The 25,180-nt window shown below is 65.1% G+C and carries 2 protein-coding genes (1 of these 2 running past the window's edge); both read right to left on the bottom strand.

Annotated features, from left to right (window positions below):
* Positions 1–15,464 carry the 5' portion of a non-ribosomal peptide synthase/polyketide synthase gene (locus NPS29_RS16040; RefSeq protein WP_274133714.1) on the bottom strand. Its footprint begins 679 nt before the window's first position, so 15,464 of the gene's 16,143 nt are visible here — the first part of the coding sequence; the start codon lies at positions 15,462–15,464; the stop codon falls past the left edge of the window.
* Complete coding sequence (locus tag NPS29_RS16035) at positions 15,464–25,180, bottom strand: non-ribosomal peptide synthetase (protein WP_274133713.1); 9,717 nt, start codon at positions 25,178–25,180, stop codon at positions 15,464–15,466. The genes NPS29_RS16040 and NPS29_RS16035 overlap by 1 nt, the downstream gene beginning before the upstream one ends.

Here is a 25,180-nt window from a genome sequence, read left to right as displayed (position 1 = left end):
CAGAACACCGGCGGCTTGTCGCTGGGGCCGCTGGTCAGGCGGATCAGCGGGTTGGGCGCGCCGTTGTTGCTCGATGGCTTGGCGCTTGCCGGCGACTCTGGCTGTGCCACCGGCAGTGATTCCAGCAGTTGAACCAACGCCTGGCGATAAGCGTTTTGCAGGCGTTCGATGGTCTGGCGCTGGTAGCGCTGGCCGCTGAAACGGAAAGTCAGCCCCAACTGCCCGGCGTACACCTGGCCGTTGATTTCCAGCTCGCGATTGAGCGCCGTGGCCGGATCGATCAAGGCGCCGACAGACACTTTCGACGGCGCAAAACGACCGTCGCCCAGATCCTGATCGAACTGCCCCAGGTAGTTGAACACCACCTTGGGCTCCGGCAGCGCGGCCAGTTGTTCACGCACCCGCTCATTGCCCAGATAACGCAGCAGGCCGAAGCCCAGGCCCTTGTCCGGCAAGCCACGCACCAGGGCGCGAACCTGTTCCAGCGTCTGGCGAATGCTGCTGGCGGCCTTGACCCGTACCGGGAACAGGCTGGTGAACCAGCCCAGGGTTCGGCCCACATCCAGCGCCTCGGACAGCGCCTCGCGGCCATGACCTTCCAGGGCAACGAGGTTGTCGCTGCGACCGGTCCAGCCTGCGAGCGTGTGGGCCAATGCCGCCAACAGGATTTCATCGATTCGCGCATCCAGCGCCGCCGGAGCTTCGCGCAACAGGCGGCGGGTCGAGTCGGCATCGAGCAGCAATTCACACTGTTCGAGATCCTGCTGCATCGCACGCCCCTGAGCGTCGTCTACCGGCCATTGGGTATTATCCGGACCGACCTGCGCCAGCCACTGCCCAGCCTCGGCTTCACGTTCAGGGCTCAGTGCTGCCTGCTGCAAGTGGCGCACCCAGCGCTGGTAGCTGCTGGCTTTCGGGCCAAGATTGACGACGCTGTTCGACGCCAGTTGCGCATAGGCACGGGCCAGGTCCTCCAGCAACACGCGCCAGGACACACCGTCCACCACCAGGTGGTGCGCGACCAGCAGCAGGCGCTGCTCACTGGCGTCCGGCATCTGCGCCAGTACCAGCCGCAGCAAGGGGCCGTCCTGCAGGTCGAGGCTGCGCTGGGCCTGCTCGCACAGGGCGGTCAGCTCGGTGTCATCGGCGACGTCACGCACCCACAGACTGTCGCTGACCGGTGTTTCCCGGTAAGCCTGCTGCCAGCGGTTGTCGGCCAACTGCCGGAAGCTCAGGTTCAAACCATCGTGATGACGCAGCACCGCTTCCAGCGCACGGGCCAACAGCGGCGCCTCGACCGGGCGCTTAACCTCCAGCAGCAGCGCCTGGTTGAAGTGCGCACGGTTGACCATCGGCTGCTCGAAGAAATGCGCCTGGATCGGCGTCAACGGCAGCTCGCCGGTTGGTGTTTCATCGACCAGCACTTTACCAGTGGCCTCGACCAGGGTCAGGCGCAGGGCCAGGTCTTTGAGCCGTGGGTGGCTGAACACGTCCTTGGGCAGCAGTTTCAAGCCAACCTGACGCAGACGGGTAATCACCGCCAGCGACTGGATCGAGTCACCGCCCAGCTCGAAGAAACTGTCCTGACGGCTGACGCTTTCGACACCCAACAGCTGCTGCCAGACTTTTGCCAAGTGCTCTTCGCGCTCGCCCTGAGGCGCTTCGAAGCTGTGGCTGCTGACGTGCGGATTGGGCAGCGCGTTGCGGTCGAGCTTGCCGTTGGGCAACTGCGGCAGGCGCTCCATGCAGACGATGTAGTGCGGCACCATGTATTCCGGCAGCGTAAGGCTCAGTTGCTGCTTGATCTGCTCTTCATTGAGATCATTGCCGCCGACGTACCCAAGAAGCTGTTTGCCGTTCGCCCCGTCACGCACGATGACCAGCGCTTCACGCACGCCTTCGTAACCCTTGAGTGCCGCCTCGATTTCACCGGCCTCGATGCGGAAGCCGCGAATCTTGATCTGGTGGTCGATGCGGCCCAGGTATTCCAGCAGGCCCTGGCTGTTCAGGCGCACACGGTCGCCACTGCGATAGATGCGCTCGCCGGCCCGGAATGGATGCGGCAGGAAGCGTTCGGCAGTGGCGCCCGGACGGTCCAGATAACCCCGCGCCACGGCGCCACCCAGGTACAGTTCGCCAGCGATGCCTTGAGGCAGCGGGTTCAGATCCGCGTCCATCACGTAGCCCTGGCGGTCCCCCACCAGGTCACCGATTGGCGCATAGGCCGTGGTGAAATCCGCCGTCTGCGCAGACGCCAGCCACAGGGTCGGCGTGACCACAGTTTCAGTCGGGCCGTAGCCGTTGATGATCCACAGCGGCTGCAGGTTGCGGATGACGTCATGCAGCATTTCGCGGCTGAAGGCTTCACCGGCAAAGCAGTAGGTTTTCACCCCCGGCCCCTTGCCCTGCAAACCCGCCCAGTCGGACAACTGGCGCAGGTAGCTCGGCGGGAACGACGCCACGGTGATGCCTTCGCGAATCAGCGTGTCGTAAGTCTGCTCGACGCTCCACAGTTCCTGATCCCGCAGTACGACGCGGGCGCCGTAACACATCGGCATCATCCAGCCTTCGTGGGCACCGTCGAAGCTGATCGACAGGAAGTGGAATTTCCGGTCCTCGGCGGTGAAGCGATAACGCTCGCCGATGGTCTGGATGTGCATCGAGATGTCGCCGTGGGCGATGGCGGCGCCCTTCGGCTTGCCGGTCGAACCCGAGGTGTAGATCAGGTACGCCAGTTGCTGAGGATGAATCTTCACCTCTGGCGCGGTTTCGGGCTCATCCGAGACATCCAGCTGATCCAGATTGAGCAGCGGCACATCACCCACGGGCACGCGATCCAGCGCGGCATCGTGGGAGATCAGCAGCTTCACGCCGCCGTCTTCGAGCATGTAGCGCAGGCGCTCGGTCGGGTAATCCGGGTCCAGCGGGATGTAGGCGCCACCGGCTTTCAGCACTGCCATGAACGACAACCACAAGTCCACACCGCGCTCCATGGCAATCGCCACCCGAACTTCGGTGCCGATGCCGCGAGCGCGCAAGGCGTGGGCAAGCTGATTGGCACGGCGGTCGAACTCGGCGAAGGTCAGGCGCTGTTCGCCGTGGACCAGAGCGATGGCATCGGGACGCGAGCGGGCATGGTCGGCGATCAGCTCATGAATCGGGCGCTCGACGTAGGGCGAGAACGGCGGCGTGTTCCACCGATCCAGCGCCACCAGGTCCGCCTCGCCCAGCAACGGCAGGTCGCCGATGGCGGTGTGCGGTTGCGCGCAAACCGCGTTCAACACCGTCAGCAATTGGCCGTACAGGCGCTCGACGGTCGAGGCATCGAACAGGTCTGTGGCGTAATCAAGGTAGCCGCTGATGCGCCCGTCCTGATGCTCGAAGGTGCCGAGCACCAGGTCGAACTGCGCACCCTTGATGTCCCACTGCTGCGCTTCGATGCTCAGGCCGTCGAATTGCAGCAGCGACATGTCCGGTTGCTGCTGGTGGTTGTAGCTGACTTGGAACAACGGGTTGACGCTCAGGCTGCGCGCCGGTTGCAAGGCTTCCACCAGTTGCTCGAACGGCAGGTCCTGGTGGGCATGGGCGCCGAGCAGGTTGTCTTTCACCTGCGCCAGCAACCGGGCGAACGGCAGATCACCGCTGACCTGGGCACGCAGCACCAGGGTGTTGACGAAGAAGCCGATCAGCCCCTGGGTCTGCACCTCGGCACGGCCCGCCACCGGCACGCCGATGCGCAGGTCACGCTGACCGCTGAGGCGATACAGCAGGGTGTCGAACGAGGCCAGGAACAGCATGAACAGCGTGGCATCCTGCGCCCGGGCCGTGTGTCGCAGTCTGTCGGCCAGATCCTGGGGCAGCACGAAGGCATGCCGCCCGCCCTTGCCATCGCGCTCGGCAGGCCGCGAGCGGTCAGCCGGCAGCTCCAGCACCGGATGCTCGTTGCCCAGCGCCTCGTGCCACCAGCTCAACTGCCGTTCGCGTTCGGGCCCACTGAGCACTTCGCGCTGCCAACTGGCGTAGTCGGCGTACTGCACGCTCAGGGCGGGCAGTAGAGATTGCTGGCCATCAGCGAAGCTGCGGTACAGACGGGCGAAATCTTCGAGCATGAGCTGCACCGACCAGCCATCGGAGATGATGTGGTGCATGCACAGCAACAGGCGCCACTGATCCTGGCCGACTCGCACCAACGCCACGCGCCACGGCGCCTGAGGGGCATCGAGATCGAACGGCTGGTTCATGAAGCCGTGGGCCAGGTCGGCGAAGTCGCCCTCCATCGCCGCACTGTCGCGCAGGTCATGCCGGGCGATGTTCACGCCGGCCAACGGCAGGATGCGCTGCAACGGCACGCCCGCCTCGCCGGGCTGGAAGCATGTACGCAGGCTTTCATGGCGGGCTGCCAGGGCGTCGAAGCTGTGTTGCAGCGCATCGATGTCCAGCGCACCGCTCAGGTTCAGCACACAGGGCAGGTTGTAGGCGGCGCTTTCCGGCTCCAGTTGCGCCAGGAACCACAGGCGCTGCTGGGCGAAGGATTGCGGGGCAAAGGCAAGTTCACCCCGAGGCAACAAGGCTGGCAATGCCGCCCGTTCGGCGCGGGTGCTCAGGTAGTGCGCAAGGTCTGCCAGCACCGCCGAATCGAACAGCGCGCGCAGCGGCAGTTCCAGCTTGAGCTCGCGACGAATCTGCGCCACCAGTTGAATGCCCAGCAGCGAATGCCCGCCCAGTTCGAAGAAATTGTCCTGTCGGCCAACCTGCTTCACGCCCAGCAGATCCTGCCAGAGTTCAGCCAGTGTACTTTCCACACCGGCCAGCGGCGCTTCAAACGCCCGCTGCTGCACCTGCGGTTCTGGCAGGGCCTTGCGGTCCAGTTTGCCGTTGGCCGACAGCGGGAATTTCTCCAACATCACCAGGTGCGCCGGGACCATGTAGTCCGGCAGGCGTTGTTTGAGCTGGGTGCGCAGTTGCTCTTCGTCGAAAGCTTGCGCGACGACATAACCCACCAGTTGCATACCGGTCGCGAGCTGCCGGGCGACCACCACCGCTTCGCTGATCGCCGGATGATCCAGCAGCGCCGATTCGATCTCACCGATTTCCACCCGCAGACCGCGCAGCTTGATCTGGTGATCGAGACGGCCCAAATATTCCACCGCGCCGTCGGCACGCCAGCGCGCCAGGTCGCCGGTGCGGTACAGGCGCTGGCCCTTGCCGAATGGGCTCGCGACGAAGCGCTCGGCCGTGAGGCCAGGACGCAGATGATAACCGCGAGCCAGGCCGTCGCCGCCGATGTACAGCTCGCCCGGTACGCCAATGGGTTGCGGGTTGAGGCGGCTGTCAAGGATGTGGACTTGCAGGTTGGCAATCGGACGACCGATGGGCACAGAGGCACCCGGTTCGTTGCGGCACGTCCAGTGGGTGACGTCGATGGCGGCTTCGGTCGGGCCGTAGAGGTTGAACAGCCCGGCATTCGGCAGGCGCTGCAGCGTTTCTCGGGCCAGATCGGCAGGCAAGGCTTCGCCGGAGCAGACGATGCGTTTCAGCGACGTGCAGTCGGACAGATCGTCCTGAGCCATGAACGCGGCCAGCATCGACGGCACGAAGTGCAGCGTGGTGATCTGATGCTGATCGATGAGATTGGTGAGCAGCGCAGGATCGCGATGATCTCCCGGCTTCGCCATGACCAGCCGGGCACCGACCATCAGAGGCCAGAAAAACTCCCAGACTGAGACGTCGAAGCTGAATGGTGTCTTTTGCAGGACGGCGTCGGTTGCATCGAGTTGATACGCGTCCTGCATCCACGCCAGGCGGTTGAACAGCGCTGCGTGGGTGTTGCCCGCCCCTTTTGGCTTACCGGTCGAGCCGGAGGTGTAGATCATGTAGGCCAGTTGCTCAGGGTGAATCTCAACCACCGGCGAGGTAACAGGCTGACCACTGACATCCAGACGATCCAGATTCAGCACCTGCACGCCTTCCACTACCGGCAAGTCATCGATGACCGCATCATGGCTCAACACCAGGCCAACGCCCGCGTCTTCCAGCATGTAGCGCAGACGGTCTGCGGGGTATTCCGGGTCCAGCGGCACATAGGCAGCGCCGGCCTTCACCACGGCATATAGCGCGACCACCATTTCAATCGAACGCAGCGCGGCAACGCCCACCAACGACTCACGCCCCACACCTTGAGCGCGCAGGTAATGCGCAAGCTGGTTTGCACGCTGATGCAGTTCCAGATAGGTCAGCGATTGTTCGCCAAAGAGCAAAGCTTCACGATCAGGATGCAACTGAGCCAAGCGCTCAAACTGCCGATGTACAACGAAATCGTCAGTCGCCCATCCCCGCGCGGTGTCATTGACCACAGCCAACTGCGCCCGGTCCTGCAAGTCCAGCAATTCAAAATCACCAATCGCCGCATCCGGCTGCTCCAGCAACTGCGCAAACAACTGCACGAAACGCTGGTGCAAGCGCTCGACCGTGCCGTGGTCGAACAGATCCGTGGCGTAATTCCACGACCCACCCAAACCACCATCGGCGTCTTCATGGGTGTTGAGCGCTAGGTCGAACTGGCTGCTCCCGTCGTCCAGCGGCAGCACGTCGGCCGCCAGCCCCGGCAAGCCGGACAGCGGTTCGAAGTCGCGCTGCTGGTGGTCGTAGGCCACCTGGAACAGCGGGTTATGGCTAAGGCTGCGCTGCGGCTGCAAGGCTTCCACCAGCTGTTCGAAAGGCAAATCCTGGTGAGCCTGGGCACCCAGCGTCGCAGCGTTGGCCTGTTCCAGCACCTCACGGAACGTCAGCTCGGCAGACACCTGGGCACGCAGCACCTGGGTGCTGACGAAGAAGCCGATCAGGCCTTCCACCTCCAGACGCGAACGCCCGGCAATCGGTACGCCGACGCGCAGATCGCTCTGCCCGCTGAGGCGATGCAACAGAACCTGATACGCAGACAGAATCGCCATGAATGGCGTCACGCCCTGCTGCCTGGCGAACCCGCGCAGGCGCTGGCTGAAGGCCTCATCGAAGTCGAAGAGCAGGCGGTCGCCCTGATAGCTCTGCTGCGCAGGACGTGGCCGGTCGCTCGGCAATTCCAGCACCGGGTGCTCGTCGCCCAGTTGTTCGCGCCAGTAATCGAGCTGCCGCTCGCCCTCGCCCGCCGCCAGCCATTCACGCTGCCAGACGGCAAAATCGGCGTACTGCAACGGCAACGGCGCCAACAACGGCGCGCGATTTTCCACGGCAGCGCGATACAGCTCGCTGAACTCCTGCAACAACACCCGCACCGACCAACCGTCGGAGATCATGTGGTGCAGGCACAGCAGCAGGCGCTGCTCATCGGCCGCCACCCGCACCAGCGCCACGCGCCAGACCGGGCTTTGCGAGAGGTCGAACGGACGCTTGACGAACTCCTGCGCGAGCGCCTTGAACGCCGCTTCGGCGTCGGCTTCGCCGCTGATGTCCAGCCGTTCGATCTGCACCGCGCCCGCCGCATCGATCTGCTGCAACGGCACGCCTTCGCCCGCCATGAATCGCGTGCGCAACACCTCGTGCCGTGCGGTCAGGCCGTCGAACGCCGATTGCAGCGCAGCCTCATTCACCTCACCGCGCAGACGCACCGCGCCCGGCAGGTTGTAGGTGTGGCCGCCCGGCTGCAACTGGTCGAGGAACCACAACCGCTGTTGCGAGAACGACTGCACCGCCTGGCTGGCGTTGCGCTTGATGAGTTCCAGTTGCTTGCCCGGCTGCTCCAGTTGCTCGATGCGCAGGGCGAAATCCGCCAGCCGCGGTGCTTCGAACAACAGCCGCAATGGCACGCTCAGTTCATGTTCATGACGCAGGCGCGAGATCAGTTGCATCGCCAGCAGCGAATGGCCGCCCAGCTCGAAGAAGTGATCATTACGCCCTACCGCATCAATGCCCAGCAGTGGCTGCCAGAGGGCCGCCAGTTGCTGTTCGATCTGGCTTTGCGGCGCCTGGTAATCGCTGGAAGCGAGTTGCGGCGCCGGCAATGCGTTGCGGTCCAGCTTGCCGTTGGGCAACTGCGGCAGACGTGCCATGCAGATGATGTGGGCCGGGACCATGTATTCGGGCAGGGTCACTTTGAGTTGCTGCTTGATCTGCTCTTCGTTCAGATCGTTGCCGCCGACGTACCCGAGAAGCTGTTTGCCGTTCGCTCCGTCACGCACGATGACCAGCGCTTCGCGCACGCCTTCGCAACCCTTGAGTGCCGCCTCGATTTCACCGGCCTCGATGCGAAAGCCACGAATCTTGATCTGGTGGTCGATACGGCCCAGGTATTCCAGCAGGCCCTGACTATTCAGGCGCACACGGTCGCCACTGCGATAGATGCGCTCGCCGGCCCGGAATGGATGCGGCAGGAAGCGTTCGGCGGTGGCGCCGGGACGGTCCAGATAACCCCGCGCAACCGCGCCGCCCAGATAGAGTTCGCCAGCGATGCCTTGAGGCAGCGGGTTCAGATCCGCGTCCATCACGTAGCCCTGACGATCCCCCACCAGGTCACCGATTGGCGCATAGGCCGTGGTGAAGTCGGCGGTCTCGGCGGACGCCAGCCACAGGGTCGGGGTGACCACGGTTTCAGTCGGGCCGTAGCCGTTGATGATCCACAGCGGCTGCAGGTTGCGGATCACGTCATGCAGCATCTCGCGGCTGAAGGCTTCCCCGGCGAAGCAGTAGGTTTTCACCCCCGGCCCCTTGCCTTGCAAGCCGGCCCAGTCGGACAACTGGCGCAGGTAGCTTGGCGGGAAGGACGCGACGGTGATGCCTTCGTGGATCAACGTCTCGTAAGTCTGCTCGACGCTCCACAGTTCCTGATCCCGCAGCACCACGCGGGCGCCGTAACACATCGGCATCATCCAGCCTTCGTGGGCGCCGTCGAAGCTGATCGACAGGAAGTGGAATTTCCGGTCCTCGGCAGTGAAGCGATAGCGCTCGCCGATGGTCTGGATGTGCATCGAGATGTCGCCATGGGCGATGGCTGCACCTTTTGGCTTGCCGGTGGAACCCGAGGTGTAGATCAGGTACGCCAGTTGCTGCGGATGAATCGTCACCTCGGGCGCGGTTTCGGGCTCATCGGAGACGTCCAACTGGTCCAGATTGAGCAACGGCACATCGCCCACCGGCACCCTATCCAGCGCGGCGTCGTGGGAAATCAGCAGCTTCACGCCGCCGTCTTCGAGCATGTAGCGCAGGCGCTCGGTCGGGTAGTCCGGGTCCAGCGGGATGTAGGCGCCACCGGCTTTCAGCACTGCCATGAACGACAGCCAGAGATCGACCCCGCGCTCCATGGCAATCGCCACCCGAACTTCGGTGCCGATGCCGCGAGCGCGCAAGGCGTGGGCCAACTGGTTGGCGCGACGGTCGAACTCGGCGAAGGTCAGGCGCTGCTGGCCATGGACCAGAGCAAAGGCATCGGGACGCAAGCGGGCGTGGTCGGCAATCAGCTCGTGAATCGGGCGATCAACGTACGGCGAGAATGGTGGCTGGTTCCAGCCGTGCATCTCCTTCACGTCATCCTGGGTGAGCATCGACAGGTCGCCGATGCGCGCTTCAGGGAAGCGACAAATGCCGTCGAGCAGTGTCTGGAAATGCCCGCACAGGCGTTCGATTTGTTCGGCGCTGAACACATTGCTGTGGTAGTTCACATGGATGTGCGCGCGCTCGCCCGCCACCACCGCCAGGCTCAGCGGGTAGTGGGTCTTGTCGCTGAGTTCGACCGCGCCCAGTTCGATGCCGCCGGCTTGCTTGTCGCGCAGCACGGCGTCCACCGGGTAGTTCTCGAACACCACCAGGCTGTCGAACAGATCGCGGCCCGCATGCCCGGCGTAGCGCTGGGCCTCAAACAGCGGCGTGTGTTCGTGCTCACGCAGTTCGAGGTTGTGCTGTTGCAGCTCATTGAGCCAGTCACCGACCGTCTGCTGCGCCTGGGGTGCCTGCACCAGCGGCAAGGTGTTGATGAACAGCCCGAGCATGCGCTCGATGCCCGGCACCTGGGCCGAGCGGCCAGACACCGTGGCGCCGAAGGCCACGCGCTGCTGACCGGTGTAGCGCTGCAACAGCAGCACCCAGACCGCTTGAATCAGGGTATTGGCGGTCACGCGCTGGCGGCGGGCGGCCGTGCCTAGCAGCTCGCTGTCCAGATGCATAGTCTTGACCAGCACCTGGGTCGGCAGCGGCTCGCCATTGCTCGAAGTCGGTGCGGTCAGGGCCGTGGCCATCAGCGTCGGTTGTTCGAAACCGGCCAGATGGGTCTGCCAGAACCGCGCGCTGTGTTCGGCGTCGCGGCTGTTGAGCCACTGCACGTAATCGCCGTAGTGCCCGGCAGGCTGAGGCGCGGCATCGGACATCGCCGCCTGGATCACCTCGCCCAGCACAGCCGCGCTGCTCCAGCCATCGAGCAGGATGTGGTGGAAGGTCCAGACCAGTTTCCACAGGGTCTCGCTCTGGCGCACCAGCAACACACGCATCAGCGGCGCTTGCTGCAAGTTGAAGGGGGTTTCCCGTTCGGCCGCCAGCACTTCGCCGAGTGCTTCGGTGCGCCCGCGCAGGTCCAGTTCGCGGACCTCAAGCTGCGCATCGCGGCGGATCAGTTGCACCGGTTGCTGGCTGCCGCTCAAGCGCAGGAACGAGGCGCGCAGAATCGGATGACGCTGCACCGCTGCCGCCCAGGCCGACTTGAATCGCGCCAGTGGCAGGTGATCGACATCCAGCGCGACCTGATTGATGTACAGGTCGCGGGCATCGTCAGCGGACTGCACGTCGCTCAGTTCGCTGTGGAACAGCAGGCCCTGCTGCATCGGCGTCAGCGGATACAACTGCTCGATATCGCGGGCGGCGACCGGCAGTGCGTCCAGTTGCGCCTGGGTCAACTCCAGCGCGGGGAAGTCCGAGGGTGTGACCGCCGAGTGGCTGCGGCAATGCTCGATGACCTCGTCCAACGCTGCCGAGTAGGCGTCGAGCAGGCGTTGGATCGACGCTGCTTCGTGACGTTCGCCGCTGTAGCTGCAGGTCAGGCTGAACTGGCCGTCGCGCACCTGGGCATCGATGGACAATTCGCAGGCCAGCGGCGCATCGGCGGCACGTTGGGCACCGCTGCCTTCAGCGGACAGGCTGAACAGCCCGCTGCTGTCCTGCACGCGACCCATGTAGTTGAACAGCACGCAGCCTTCCAGCGACGGCAACGCCTCGCCGCGCAGGTGACGCAGCAGACCGTAGCCCAGGCCGCCATTGGGTACGGCGCGCAGCGTTTGCTTGGTGTGTTTGAGCGCCGCATCGAGACTGTCGTCGGCCTGCAGGCTGACCGGGTACAGGCTGGTGAACCAGCCCACAGTACGGGCCGGGTCGATGCCGTCGAACAGGTCCTCGCGGCCATGGCCTTCCAGCGCGATCAAGGCGCGGGGCTGGCCGCTCCACTGGGCAAGGGCGCGGGTGAATGCGGTCAGCAGCAGATCGTTGATCTGGGTGCGATAGGCCGCCGGCGCCTGGTTGAGCAGCGCCTGGGTGCGAGCGGCATCCAGTTGCAGGTGCTGATGTTGCACACCGCTTTGCTGCGCCTTGCCTTGCGGGTTGGCACACGGCAGTTGCGGCGCGGCGGGCAAGTTGCGCCAGTAGTCCGCTTCGGCAAGCAGCGCGTCGCTGTAGGCAAAGTCGAGCAGGCGATTGGCCCAGCGCTGAAACGGCAGGCCCTTCTCGCCCAGGTCGATGGTCAAACCCGCCTGGGCCTGGACGTAGGCGTTGTGCAGGTCTTCGAGCAGCAGGCGCCACGACACGCCGTCCACCACCAGGTGATGCACCACCAGCAGCAGACGCTCGCCGCCTTCTGCCAGTTTGAACTGCACGGCGCGCAGCAGCGGGCCGTCGCTCAAGCGCAGGCTGGCCTGGGCTTCATCGCAGATTTCAGCGAGCTGCCGGGCCCCGACCTCACGCTGCCAGAGCAAGCGTGCGGCGTCTTCCTCGACGCGATAACGCTGTTGCCAGTGGCCGTTGTCCTGCTGGACGAAGCTCATGCGCAGCGCGTCGTGATGATTGACCAGCGCCTGTAGCGCCTGGCCCAAGGCTACTGGGTCCAAAGCCTCGGATGGCGTGAGGAGCAGCGACTGGTTCCAGTGACTGCGGTTGGCCATGGGCTGCTCGAAGAACCAGTGCTGGATCGGCGTCAGCGGGATGTCGCGGTTGAATTCGATGCGCGAGAGCGCAGCGGCTTCGCTGTGGTTGACCACTTGGGCCACTTGCGTCAGCTCGGCAATGGTCTGCCGTTCGAACATCTGCCGTGGCGACAGCCCGATCCCGCGTTTCTTGGCGCGGGAAACGATTTGCAGGCTGAGAATCGAATCGCCGCCCAGTTCGAAGAAATTGTCCTGCCGGCCAACCTGCTTCACGCCCAGCAGATCCTGCCAGAGTTCGGCCAGTGTACTTTCCACACCGGCCAGCGGCGCTTCGAAGGCCCGTTGCTGCACCTGCGGTTCCGGCAGGGCCTTGCGGTCCAGCTTGCCGTTGGCCGACAGCGGGAATTTGTCCAGCGTCACCAGGTGCGCCGGGACCATGTAGTCCGGCAAGCGTTGTTTGAGTTGAGCGCGCAGTTGTTCCTCGTCGAAAGCCTGTGCGACGACGTAGCCCACCAGTTGCATGCCGGTGGACAGTTGCCGGGCCACCACCACCGCTTCGCTGATTGCCGGATGATCCAGCAGCGCCGATTCGATCTCGCCGATTTCCACACGCAGGCCGCGCAGCTTGATCTGGTGATCGAGACGACCCAGATATTCCACCGCGCCATCGGCACGCCAGCGCGCCAGGTCACCGGTGCGGTACAGGCGCTGGCCCTTGCCGAACGGGCTGGCGACAAAACGTTCAGCCGTCAGGCCCGGACGTAGATGGTAACCACGGGCCAGACCGTCGCCGCCAATGTACAACTCGCCCGGTACGCCAATAGGTTGCGGGTTGAGGCGGCTGTCGAGGATGTGGACTTGCAGGTTGGCAATCGGACGACCGATGGGCACCGAGGCGCCCGGTTCGCTGCGGCAGGTCCAGTGGGTGACGTCGATGGCGGCTTCGGTGGGGCCGTAGAGGTTGAACAGGCCTGCGTTGGGTAGACGCTGTAGGGTGTCCCGGGCCAAGTCCGCAGGCAAGGCTTCGCCGGAGCAGACGATGCGTTTCAGCGAAGTGCAGTTGGACAGATCGTCCTGCGCCATGAACGCCGCCAGCATCGATGGGACGAAGTGCAGCGTCGTGATCTGCTGTTGGTCGATCAACGCAGCCAGCAAAGCAGGATCGCGATGATCCCCCGGCTGCGCCATGACCAGCCGCGCGCCGACCATCAGAGGCCAGAAAAACTCCCAGACCGAGACGTCGAAGCTGAATGGGGTCTTTTGCAGGACGGCGTCGGTTGCATCGAGTTGATACGCGTCCTGCATCCACGCCAGGCGGTTGAACAGCGCTGCGTGGGTGTTGCCCGCCCCTTTTGGCTTACCGGTCGAGCCGGAGGTGTAGATCATGTAGGCCAGTTGCTCAGGGTGAATCTCAACCACCGGCGAGGTAACAGGCTGACCACTGACATCCAGACGATCCAGATTCAGCACCTGCACGCCTTCCATTGCCGGCAAGTCATCAATCACCGCGTCATGGCTCAATACCAGGCCAACGCCAGCGTCTTCGAGCATGTAGCGCAAACGATCTGCCGGGTATTCAGGGTCCAGCGGCACATAAGCAGCGCCCGCCTTCACCACCGCATACAGCGCAACCACCATTTCAATCGAGCGCAAGGCAGCCACGCCCACCAGCGACTCACGCCCCACACCTTGAGCGCGCAAGTAATGAGCGAGTTGGTTGGCCCGCTGATCCAGTTGAGCGTAGGTCACCGCCTGCTCACCAAAGCACAGAGCTTCACGATCAGGATGCAACTGAGCCAGGCGCTCAAACTGCCGATGCACGACGAACTCGTCAGTCACCCAACTCCGCGCCGTGTCATTGACCAAAGCCAGTTGCGCCCGGTCCTGCAGATCCAGCAATTCAAAATCACCAATCGCCGCATCCGGCTGCTCCAGCAACTGAGCGAACAGCTGCACGAAACGCTGATGCAGGCGCTCGACCGTGCCGTGGTCGAACAGATCCGTGGCGTAATTCCAGTTGCCCGCCAGTTCACCCGCCGCGTTCTCCCAAGTGTGCAACGCCAGGTCGAACTGGGCGCTGCCGCTGTCCAGCGGCATCAGGGTCGCGCTCAGGCCAGGCATCAGTTGCAGCGCCTCGTCCTGGCGCTGCTGATGGTTGTACAGCACCTGGAACAGAGGGTTGTGACTCAGGCTGCGCTCGGGCGCCAGGGCATCGACCAGCTGTTCGAACGGCAGGTCCTGATTGGCCTGGGCGCCTTGGGAGGCGTGGCGAACGTTATCGATGATGCGGTTGAAACTGGCGTCGGCCGTGACGTCGCCGCGCAGGATCTGAGTGTTGACGAAGAAGCCGATCAGCCCTTCGGTTTCCGCCCGCTGACGTCCGGCGATGGGTACGCCGATGCGCAGGTCATTCTGGCCACTCAGGCGCTGCAGCAGCACCTGATAGGCCGCCAGCATCACGGTAAACAGGGTCACACCGCGCTGCCTGGCCAGCTCGCGCATGCGGGTTGCAAGCGTTGCGTCGAAGCTGAACGGCAGGCGCGCACCGCGGAAGCTCTGGCGTGCCGGGCGCGGACGGTCGGCGGGCAGTTCCAGCACCGGCGGTTCATCGCCCAGTTGCTGTTTCCAGTACTCCAGCTGACGATCAGCCTCACCCGCTTCCAGGCAAGCGCGCTGCCACAGGGCGACATCGGCGTAGCTTAGCGGGAGCTGCGGCAAGGCTTGATCCTCGCCTTCAAGGGCTGCGCGGTAGGCCTGGACGAAATCCAGCAACAGCACCTGAATCGACCAGCCGTCGGCGATGATGTGGTGCAGGCAGACCAGCAATACATGCTCGTCTGCCGCGCGGTCAACCAGCGCCACGCGCCACAGGGGGCCCTGCACCAGATCGAATGGGCGACGGGCGAATTCGTCGGACAGCGCCTTGAGGTCGTCTTCGCTGACCGCGCTCAGGCGCTCGAAGGGCAACGTCTGCTGCACTAGCACCACCTGTTGCGGCGTGCCGTCCTCGGCGGTGTCGAACACCGTGCGCAGGCTGGCGTGACGCTGGGCCACGCGTTCGAAGGCCGATTGCACGGCTGCAATGTTCAACGCGCCCTTCAGGCGCAGAGCACCCGGCAGGTAATACGTGCTGTTGCCAGGTTCCAGTTGCTCCAGGAACCACAGGCGCTGCTGGGAAAAGGACGTCGGACTGCGCTCGCCCGCCACGCCGGACGGGATCGGCAGCGCCGACGCATCCAGCCCCTGTTCGCGCAGCTTGCCCAGAAACACCCGGCGCTGTGCCGCACCCAGGCTGAGAAAGCGCGTGGCCAGGGCCAGCAGCTTGCTTTGCGAAGTCATGCTCGGTTGCGACATCAGTTGCTTTCCTCCAGCTCATTCATGAACTCGTCCAGGGCATCGAGCCCCTCGAGCGTCAGGGTCTGCCCCTGCAAGGTGTCGATCAGGGCCGCCTGCGCGGCGACGGTGGTGGCTTCGAAGGCCTGCGCCAGCGGAATGCTCACCCCCAGGCGCTCGCGAATGCGCGACAACAGCCGTGTCGCCAGCAGCGAGTGCCCACCCAGTTCAAAGAAGTTGTCGTCGCGCCCTACCCGCTCGATTTTCAGCAGGCCCTGCCAGAGTTCGGCGAGCACCTGCTCGCGCTCGCCCCGGGGCGCTTCGAAGTGGCGTTCCTGCAACGTCAGCGCCGGCAAGGCCTTGCGGTCCAGCTTGCCGTTGGCGTTGCGCGGAAGGCGGTCGAGCAGCATCACGTGGGCCGGCACCATGAACGCCGGAAGCTCCAGAGCGAGCGCAGTTTTCAGGACATCCACAGACAAGCTGTGCGAGGCCTGCGCGACCACGTACGCCACCAGTTGCGGGCCATGGGCCGTCGGTTGCGCACTGACCACCGCGTCATGAACGGCGGGTTGGGCCAGCAGCACGGTTTCGATTTCACCCAGCTCGATGCGCTGGCCGCGGACCTTCACCTGGAAGTCCGCCCGGCCGACGTACTCCAGCGCGCTTTCGGCGTTCCAGCGCACCAGGTCACCACTGCGATACAGCCGCGCACCGGGCTCGCCGAACGGATCGGGCAGGAAGCGCTCGGCGGTCAGGCCTGGGCGCGCCGCATAACCGCGACCGACCCCGACGCCGCCGATGTACAGCTCGCCCACCACGCCGGGCGCTGCCAGTTGCAGGCTGGAATCGAGCACGTACAGCCGGTTATTGTCGGTCGCCCGGCCAATCGGCATGTTCGACCTGGCTGCCGGCGCCGCCGTCAGTGTGTGCAGCGCCACGTCATCGGCGCACTCGGCCGGGCCATAGGCGTTGACCAGCGGCACGTCGGGGTAGCGTGCGAACCAGCGCGAGGCCAGGTCCACCGTCAGCGCTTCGCCAGTCGGCAGCAACCAGCGCAGGGCATCGAGTTTGTGCGGGGCCACCGCGAGCATGCCGTCGATCACCGCAGGCACGCATTCCAGAACGGTGACCTGATTGGCGGCAACTTCCTCCAGCAGGCGCTGGGGATCGTGTACCACCGCATCCGGCAGAATCTCCACCCGCCCGCCGAACAGCGGTGCGGTGAGGAACTGCCACACCGAGATATCGAAACCGGTGGCGGCGGTCTGGGCGATCACATCACCCTCGGCCAGGCGCAGGTACGGCAGCTTGGACATCTGGTTGTTGAGCATGCCGCGCTGGTTGACCATCACCCCTTTTGGCTCGCCGGTGGAACCGGAGGTGTAGATCACGTAGGCCAGTTGTTCGGCGCTGGCGTAGCGACCGGGGTTGCTCTCGGCGGCGCCTGCCAGCAGGTCTTCGAGAATCAGCAGCCGTGGCTTGACCTCGGCCAGCTCGACAATGGCCCGCGCCTGCGCCAGGCAGTCGCGGGGCGTGATCAACACCTGCGCCCGGCTGCTCACCAGCATCCGCGCACTGCGCCCGGCCGGATGACGGTCGTCCAGTGCCAGATAGGCAGCACCGGCCTTGAACGCGCCGATGATCATACTCAGCAACGCCAGGCCACGGGGTGCGTACAGCGCCACCACGTCGTCGCCCTGAACATTCGCAGCGATCAGGCCGTGGCCGATGCGGTTGGCCTGGCGGTTGAGTTCGCTGTAGCTCAGGCTCTGGCCCTGGCAACGCGCGACCTCAAGCGAAGGATGGGCCTGCACCCGAGACTCGAAACGCTCCAGATAACTGATGCCGTACCAGTGCTTTTCCACCGGTCCCTGCCCCTGTTGCAACAGCTGCTCGCGCTCGGCCTGCTCCAGCAACTGCAAGTGGCTGAGGGTCTGCTGGGGGTTGTCGATCAGTTGCGTCAGCAGGCGACGGAAATGCCCCACCAGGGTGGTCATGTCGTGGTCGTGGAAGTGACGGCTGTCGTAGGTCAGTTGCAGTTGCAGCGATTCGCCCGGCAGCAGTACCACGGTCAACGGATAGTTGGTGTGGGTGCGGTTGGCCAGGGGGTTGATCCGGTATTCGTTCACGGCCTGCTGAACCTCTGCGCCCAACGGAACGTTTTCAAAGACGAACAGGCTGGCGAACAGCGGCTGGCCACGCGGGGTGTCGGCCAGCAGCTGGATGTCAGCCAGGGACATATGCTCGTGCTGACGCATCTCGGCGTTCTGCGCCTGCAAGGCATTGAGCAGCTCCAGCGCCGGAGCGCCCGCACCCGGACGCTTGAGGCGCAAGGGCAAGGTGTTGATGAACAGGCCCAGCGCGCCTTCGATGCCCTCAAGCTCGGTGGGACGACCGGCGACAGTGACGCCGAACAGCACCTCGTCGCGGTCTGCGTGCTGCATCAGCAACAATGCCCAGGCGGCCTGCACGAAAGTGTTGGCGGTCAGGCGATGCTGGCGGGCCTGATCGGCGAGCTTCGCGGTTTGCTCGACGCCCAACGCCAGCGTAACGTCGCGCATCTGCGGCTCACCGTGCGGGCTGTGGCGGTACGGCAGCGGCGTGACGGCGGTGAACCCGGCCAGCGCCTGGCGCCAGTAGTCGCGGCTGACCGCTTCGTCCTGCTCGGCCAGCCAGGCGAGGAAGTCGCGGTACGGCCGCGCGGCCGGCAAGCTGACGTGACGCCCCTCCAAGTGTGCACGGTAATGAGCGAAGAACTCGGTGAGCATCAGGCCACGGCACCAGGCGTCGATCAGCGCATGGTGGTGGCTCTGGACGATGCGGAAATCCGCCTCGCCAAACTTCACCAGGCGCAAACGCAAGAGCGGCGCGCGGGCGAAGTCGAACCCCTGTTCGCGCTCGGCGGCGAGCACCTCCTCAAGTTCCGCTTCGGCCGCCTCGCGGGACAGGTGACTGAGATCGATCAACTGCGCAGGCGACGGCACGCGGCGCATCACCACCTGGCGCTGCACGCCGCTCTCCAGGCCATGGAATGCCGTGCGCAGGGCCGGATGGCGCTGCACCACTTGCTGCCAGGCGAACTTGAAGGCGTCGAAATCGACGTGGCTGCCGACTTCGTACTGGTCCTGCATCAGGTAGATGCCGTTGCCCTGCTCCAGCAGGCTGTGCAGCAGAATCCCCTGTTGCATGGGTGCCAGCGGCAGGATGTCCTCGATGTCCCGCGCCGGGATGTCGAGGGCGTCCAACTGAGCCTGAGTGAGGCCAGCCAATGGGAAGTCCGACGGGGTGAGCCCGGCGTTGTGCTCGTCGCTGCAATGGGCGATCAGGTGCAGCAGTTGCTCGCGGTACAGCGCTACCAACTGCTCGATGGTCTCGCGGCTGAAGCGGCGGCTGCTGAAGGTCCAGTCCAGATGCAACTGGCCGTCCCGCACCTGGCCATCCACCGCCAGGGCATTGGCCAGCGGACCCTTGGGGTCACGCAGGTTGCCAGGCGCCTGGCCCGACAGGGAGAACAACGCGCCTTCGGTATCGTCGAAGCGGCCGAGGTAGTTGAAGGTCACGCCCTGCCCCACCAGTTCGGGCAGCTCGGCTTTCGACAAGTAACGCAGCACGCCGTAGCCCAGGCCTTTGTCCGGCACCGCGCGCACGGTTTCCTTGACGGCTTTGAGCGTGGCGATGGCGTCATCGCAGGCGTCCAGCGCCACTGGATAGAGGCTGGTGAACCAGCCCACGCTGCGGCTCAGGTCCAAGGCACCGCTTGAGTCTTCACGGCCGTGGCCTTCCATACTGATGACATGCCGACGGCGCCCGCTCCATTGCCATAAGGCCTGGGACAGCGCCGCCAGCAGCAGGTCGTCGATACGCGTGCGATAGGCCGCCGGGGCTTCACTCAGCAGACGGCGGGTCTCCTGTGCATCGAGGGTCAGGCTGAGGGTTTCGCCATCGCCGACCAGGCTTTGAATGGAGGCATCCCCCGGCAGACAGGCGTCATCGACCTGCAGCGCCTGCCAGTACGGCAGTTGCGCGGCCAACTCGGTACTCTGGGACAGGTTTTGCAGTGACTGCGACCAGGCCTGGAAGCTGGCGGTCTTTTCAGCCAGCGCCACAGGTTGCCCTGCCGCGAGACGGCTGTAAGCGTGCTGCAAATCTTCAAGCAACACCCGCCACGACACGCCGTCCACGGCCAGGTGATGGATCGCCAGCAACAGGCGACCTTCCCCTGAAGGCAGGCGCGCATGCACCACCCGCAGCAACGGGCCGGTTTCGATGTTCAGGCTACGCTGGGCTTCATCGCTGAGGGAGGCCAGGTCTTGTTCGCGAGTGAGTTCGCAGGTCCAGAGCACGCGCTCGGCACTTTCGCTGTCGCGATAGCGCTGCAGCCATTGCCCGTCGCTGCCTTGATGGAAGCTCAGGCGCAGGCTGTCGTGCTGGGCCAGCAACTGAGCCAGCGCCTGCTGCAACAGCGCGACGTCCAGCGCTTGGGGTAGGTTCAGCAACAGCGACTGGTTCCAGTGCGCACGCTCACTGACCGACAGCGCAAAGAAGCGCGCCTGAATCGGCGTCAGGGGGAAGTCACGGGGGGCCACAGGCGCGGCAGCCGGGATTGCGGCAGGCTTGGCCTCGGACACCACGGCCACTTGCGCAAGTTCTGCGATGGTCTGCTTTTCGAACAGTTGCTTGGGCGTCAGACGAATGCCCTGACGACGGGCCCGGGCGATGATCTGCAAGCTCAGAATCGAGTCGCCGCCGAGGGTGAAGAAGTTGTCGTGACGCCCCACGGCCTCGACGTTCAGCGCTTTTTGCCAAAGTTCGGCCAAGGTCGCTTCGACGCCTTCCTGGGGCGCTTCGAAGCTTTGCGAAACCAGCTGCGGTGTCGGCAAGGCAGCGTGATCGAGCTTGCCGTTGGCGGTGACCGGGAAGGCCTCAAGGGTCAACACGTGGCTGGGGACCATGTAGTCCGGCAGGCTCTCGGCCAACTGCGCACGCAGCGCCTCGCCATCGACCTGCTTGCCCTTGCCGACCAGCGCATAGGCGATCAACTGGCCGCGATCATCGACCCGCACATGGGCATCACGCAGGCCATCGAGGGTGCGCAGGCGCTGGGCGATTTCACCCAAGGCCACGCGATAGCCCCGGACCTTGACCTGATCGTCGGCGCGGCCGAGGAACTGGATCTGCCCGTTGGCCAGCAGGCGCGCGCGGTCACCGCTGCGGTACAGGCGAGCGCCCGAACCATTTGGATCGGGAATGAACACCGCAGCCGTCAGCGCCGGGCGGTCTTGATAGCCACGGCCCAGGCCCGGTCCGCCGATGTACAGCTCGCCGACGTCGCCCTGCACCACTGGTTCAAGCTGGTCGTTTAGCACCAATGCCACGGCGTTTGGCAGCGGACGGCCGATGGGCGCGGACTGCGCGGTGGGCGTGGCGTCAGGCAGTTCATTGCTGAGCACGCCGACGGTGGTTTCAGTCGGGCCGTAGTGGTTGATCACCCGGCAGGCAGGCTTGAGGCGCTTGACCTGGGCCACCAGCTCCCAGGGCAGTGCATCACCCCCCAGAATCAGAACCTGTTCCGGCAACACGTCCGCGGCGTTGGCCGCTTGTAGCAGGCCGCTCAGGTGAGTCGGCACGATCTTCAGCACGCCGACCTTGTGCTCGCTCATGTAGGCGGCGAAAAGGTCGGCGTCATTGGTGCGCTCGGGGCTGATGAGGTGCAGCGTGCGCGCCGAACACAGGGCACCGAACAACACGGTATGACCGAGGTCGGCGCCGACGGTGGAGACCATCGCCATGCTGGCCGGGGCGTCGAATTCAACGCGCTTGAGCAGGCCCTGCACGTAGTCGGCCAGTGCGCCGTGGCTGATGACAACACCTTTTGGCGTGCCGCTGGTGCCTGAGGTGTAGATCAGGTACGCGGCCTGTTCGGAATGAATCTGCACCTGCGGCGCCACGTCCGGCTGACCGCGCCAGGCCGCTTGCGCGTCCACCGCGATCACTTCGCCCTGGTAATCGGCCGGGGCCTGCGCATCGCTTACCAGCCAGCGCGCACCACTGTCGGCCAGCACGAACGCCTGGCGCTCGGCGGGCCATTTCGGGTCCAGCGGCACGTAGGCAGCACCGGCCTTGACGATGGCCAGCAGGCCGACGACGAACTCCACCGAGCGCTCCAGAAGCACCCCGACGCGGCTCTCGGCAGTGACACCCGCCTCACGCAGGTACTGCGCCAGGCGGTTGGCCCGGGCGTCGACCTCGGCAAAATCAACCCGTTGCGTTTCATGCTGCAGGGCAGTCGTGTTCGGCTGTGCCTTGACGCTGGCGTTCCACAGTTGCAGCACGTCAGTGGCGGGGAACGACACGGCTTCGGCGTCCAGCCGTGACGGCACGGCCGACACCTGCAGATCGCTCAGGCGCCCCTCGGGGCGAGCCACCACTTGCGTGCAGATGCGCAGCAGGTCGGCAGCGAAACCGGCGATGCGCGGCTCGTCGAACAGGTCGCAGGCATAGGTGAACACCGCCTGGATGCCGTCGGCGCTGTCGGTGATGTCCAGGCCCAGGTCGAAGTGCGCCGAGAAGTCGTCGAGTTGGTTGACGTCCATGCGCACGTCGCCCATGTCCACGTTCTGCGGCAGCACGAACTGCTGGGTGAATTTCACCTGGCACAGCGGGTTGTGGCTGAGGTTGCGGCTCACGCCCAGCGCCTCCACCAGTTGCTCGAACGGCAGGTCCTGATGGTTCTGCGCGCCCAGTGCGCTGTGCTTGACCGCCGCGACCAGCGCGCTGAACGACTGCTGTGGCAGGACTTCGGTGCGCAGCACCAGGGTGTTGACGAACAGGCCGATCAGGCCCTCGGCTTCGGTGCAGGTACGCCCGGCCACCGGCACGCCGACGCGCAGGTCGGTCTGGCTGCTGTAGCGCTGCAACAGGGTCTTGTAGGCCGCCAGCATGACCATGAACAGCGTGGCGCCGTGACCGGCGGCCAGATCCCGCAGCCCTTGGCTCAGCGTGCTGTCGAAGGCGATGGCATAACGTGCGCCGCGATGACTTTGCTGCGCCGCACGCGGGCGGTCGGCAGGCAGGTCGAGCACCGGCTGGGTGTCGCCCAGACGCTCGCGCCAGTACCTCAGTTGACGCTCACGCTCGCCCGCAGCCAGACGCTCGCGCTGCCAGGCGGCGAAATCGGCGTACTGGATCGGCAACTCCGGCAATGCGGGCGTGCGGTTTTGTGCGTGGGCGCGGTAGAGCGCGGCGAAGTCCTTGAGGATGACCTGCACCGACCAGCCGTCAGCGATGATGTGGTGCAGCACCAGCACCAGTTGTTGCTGGTCGGCAGCCAGACGCACGTTGAGCACGCGCCACAGGGGACCGGTCTGCAGGTCCATCGGTTGCTCGACCGCAGCCTTGGCCAGCTCGCCCAGGGCCTCGACCGGCTGGGCATGCAGACTCAAATCATGACGTTCGATGATGACCGGTTGCGGTGCATGAATGCGCTGCACCAGCACTTCGTTGGCGTCGATGGCAAAGGTGGTGCGCAGGCTTTCATGCCGTGCCGCCAGATCGTCGAAGCTGCGCTGCAGGGCGAGGTCGTCCACCGCGCCGTTCAGGCTCAACTGCCCGCACAGGTGATAGGCGCTGCTGTCAGGTTCCAGTTGCGCGAGGAACCACAGCCGTTGCTGGGCGAAGGATTGCTCCGGCGCAGGATCACGCGGGATGCGGGCCACGGCCTGTGGGCGTTCGCCGCTGCGGGTCTGGCTTGCGACATGGGCGCTGAACTGGCACAGGGTCGGGTGCTCGAACAGGTGCGCGGGTTCCAGCTTCAGGACCAGCTCGCGGTTGAGACGCGACAGCACCTGGACCACGCCCACCGAGTCGCCGCCACGGGCGAAGAAGTGGTCGTGTGGGGCGAGGTCCTGCTTGCCCAGCACTTCACGCCAGGCGGCCAGCACTTCGGGCAGAACCGGCTGGGCGTCGGCAGGGCCTTGCTCGCCGGCGGTGTCGAGCAGACGGCCGTCCTGCCAGAGGGCGAAGCTGTCCAGGCTGCCGTTCTGCCAACCGGCCCGGCAGGCCGAACGCTGCAACTTGCCGCTGGTGGTGCGCGGCAAGGCGCCCGGTTCCAGTAGCACAATGACTTTCGGCGCCACCAAAAAGAGTTCGGACACCGCATCGCGCACCGCTTCGCAGATCATCTGCGGCTTCATCAGGCGGCGCACGTTGCGGCTGATTTCCAGGGCCAGCCCCACCCCTTCGGCGCCCTGCTCGTCGGTCACCGGGAAGGCGGCGATGCGCCCGCGACGCAGCAACTCGACGCTCTTCTCCAGCGACTGTTCGATGTCCTGCGGGTAGAGGTTCTGGCCGTTGAGGATAATCAGGTCCTTCAAGCGGCCACTGATGAACAGCTCACCGGCACTGGCAATCCCCAGGTCACCGCTGCGCAGCCAGCGCTGGCCGTCGTGCTGGACGAAGGTCTGGGCAGTGGCCTCGGGGTTCTGCCAATAGCCTTCGGCAACGCTTGGGCCGGCGATCCAGATTTCACCCACCTGCCCTTGCGGCAACACCTGTTGGGTGGCCGGATCGACGATGCGCAGGTCATGATCGTCACGGCACCAGCCGCAACCCGGCAGGCGGCTGGTGGCGTTCCCGTTGGCGAACAGCGCTTCGGCAGAGTCCCCCGGCGCCAGTTGATTGCCGTCGAAACGCTTGATGCCGAACGGCTTGTCACGCATGGCCGCGGCGACGAACAGCGTGGCTTCGGCCAGGCCATAGCTGGGGGTCAAGGCGCGACGGTCGAAACCGGCGGCGGCGAAGTGCTCGCTGAACGCGTCCAGGGTCGCGATGCGGATCGGCTCGGAGCCGGAAAACGCCAGGCTCCAGTTGTCGAGCCTGAGGTTCTTCACGGCGCTCGGCTTGATCCGCTCGACGCACAGGCGATAGGCGAAATCCGGGCCGCCGGAGAAAGTGCCGCCGTACTGACTCATGACTTCCAGCCAGCGCGCCGGGCGACCAAGGAAATAATTGGGCGACATCAGGTTCAGGGTGCCGCCGTAATACAGCGGCAGCAGCAGGCCGCACATCAGGCCCATATCGTGGTACAGCGGCAGCCAGCTGACCCAGCTTTCGGTGGCGGCATCGGTGACGAAGTGCCGGGCCATGGCCACTTCGTTGGCCATCAGGTTGTTGTGCGAGACCATCACGCCCTTGGGCGCGCTGGTGGAACCGGAGGTGTATTGCAGGAACGCCAGCGACGAGGTGTCGATCAGCGAGGGCTGGAACGATGCCTGCCAGCCGTGGACCTCTTCGATGGCGACAAAACGCCCGCCCGCCGGCATGAAGGGTTGCAGCAGGTGCTGGAATTTATCCAGGTCTTCGCGGCGCCCCAGCACCATGCCGGGGGCGGCGTCTTGCAGGATGCCGGTCAGGCGGTCCAGGTGCGTCTGGCGGTTGTACTCGGGCGCGAACGCCGGAACCGCGATGACCCCGGCATGCAGGCAGCCCAGGAACGCTGCCGCGTAGTCGGCACCGGTGGGCAGGATCAGCACGCAGCGCTCGCCACCCTGGACGCCCAGGTGATGCTGCAGCAATCCGGCAATGGATCGCGCCTGCAAGTCCAGCTCGGCGTAGCTGGTCAGCAGCGGTTCATGGTCTTCGGAAACGATGTGTCGAAGGGCAATCCGATCCGGCTGGCTCTGCGCATAAAGGCCCACCAGTTCGGGAAAATGCGCGGCCTGATCTCGTATGGATTTCAT

The sequence above is a fragment of the Pseudomonas putida genome (genome assembly GCF_028682175.1).
In the GTDB taxonomy this organism is placed as follows: Bacteria; Pseudomonadota; Gammaproteobacteria; order Pseudomonadales; family Pseudomonadaceae; genus Aquipseudomonas; species Aquipseudomonas putida_AD.
The sequence above is the reverse complement of the archived record's forward strand: the minus strand, read 5'-3'. Positions and strand labels throughout refer to the sequence as shown.

Excerpts from the sequence above, each read along its gene's own strand:
- NPS29_RS16035 (WP_274133713.1), bottom strand. The coding sequence starts at position 25,180 with ATGAAATCCATACGAGATCAGGCCGCGCATTTTCCCGAACTGGTGGGC.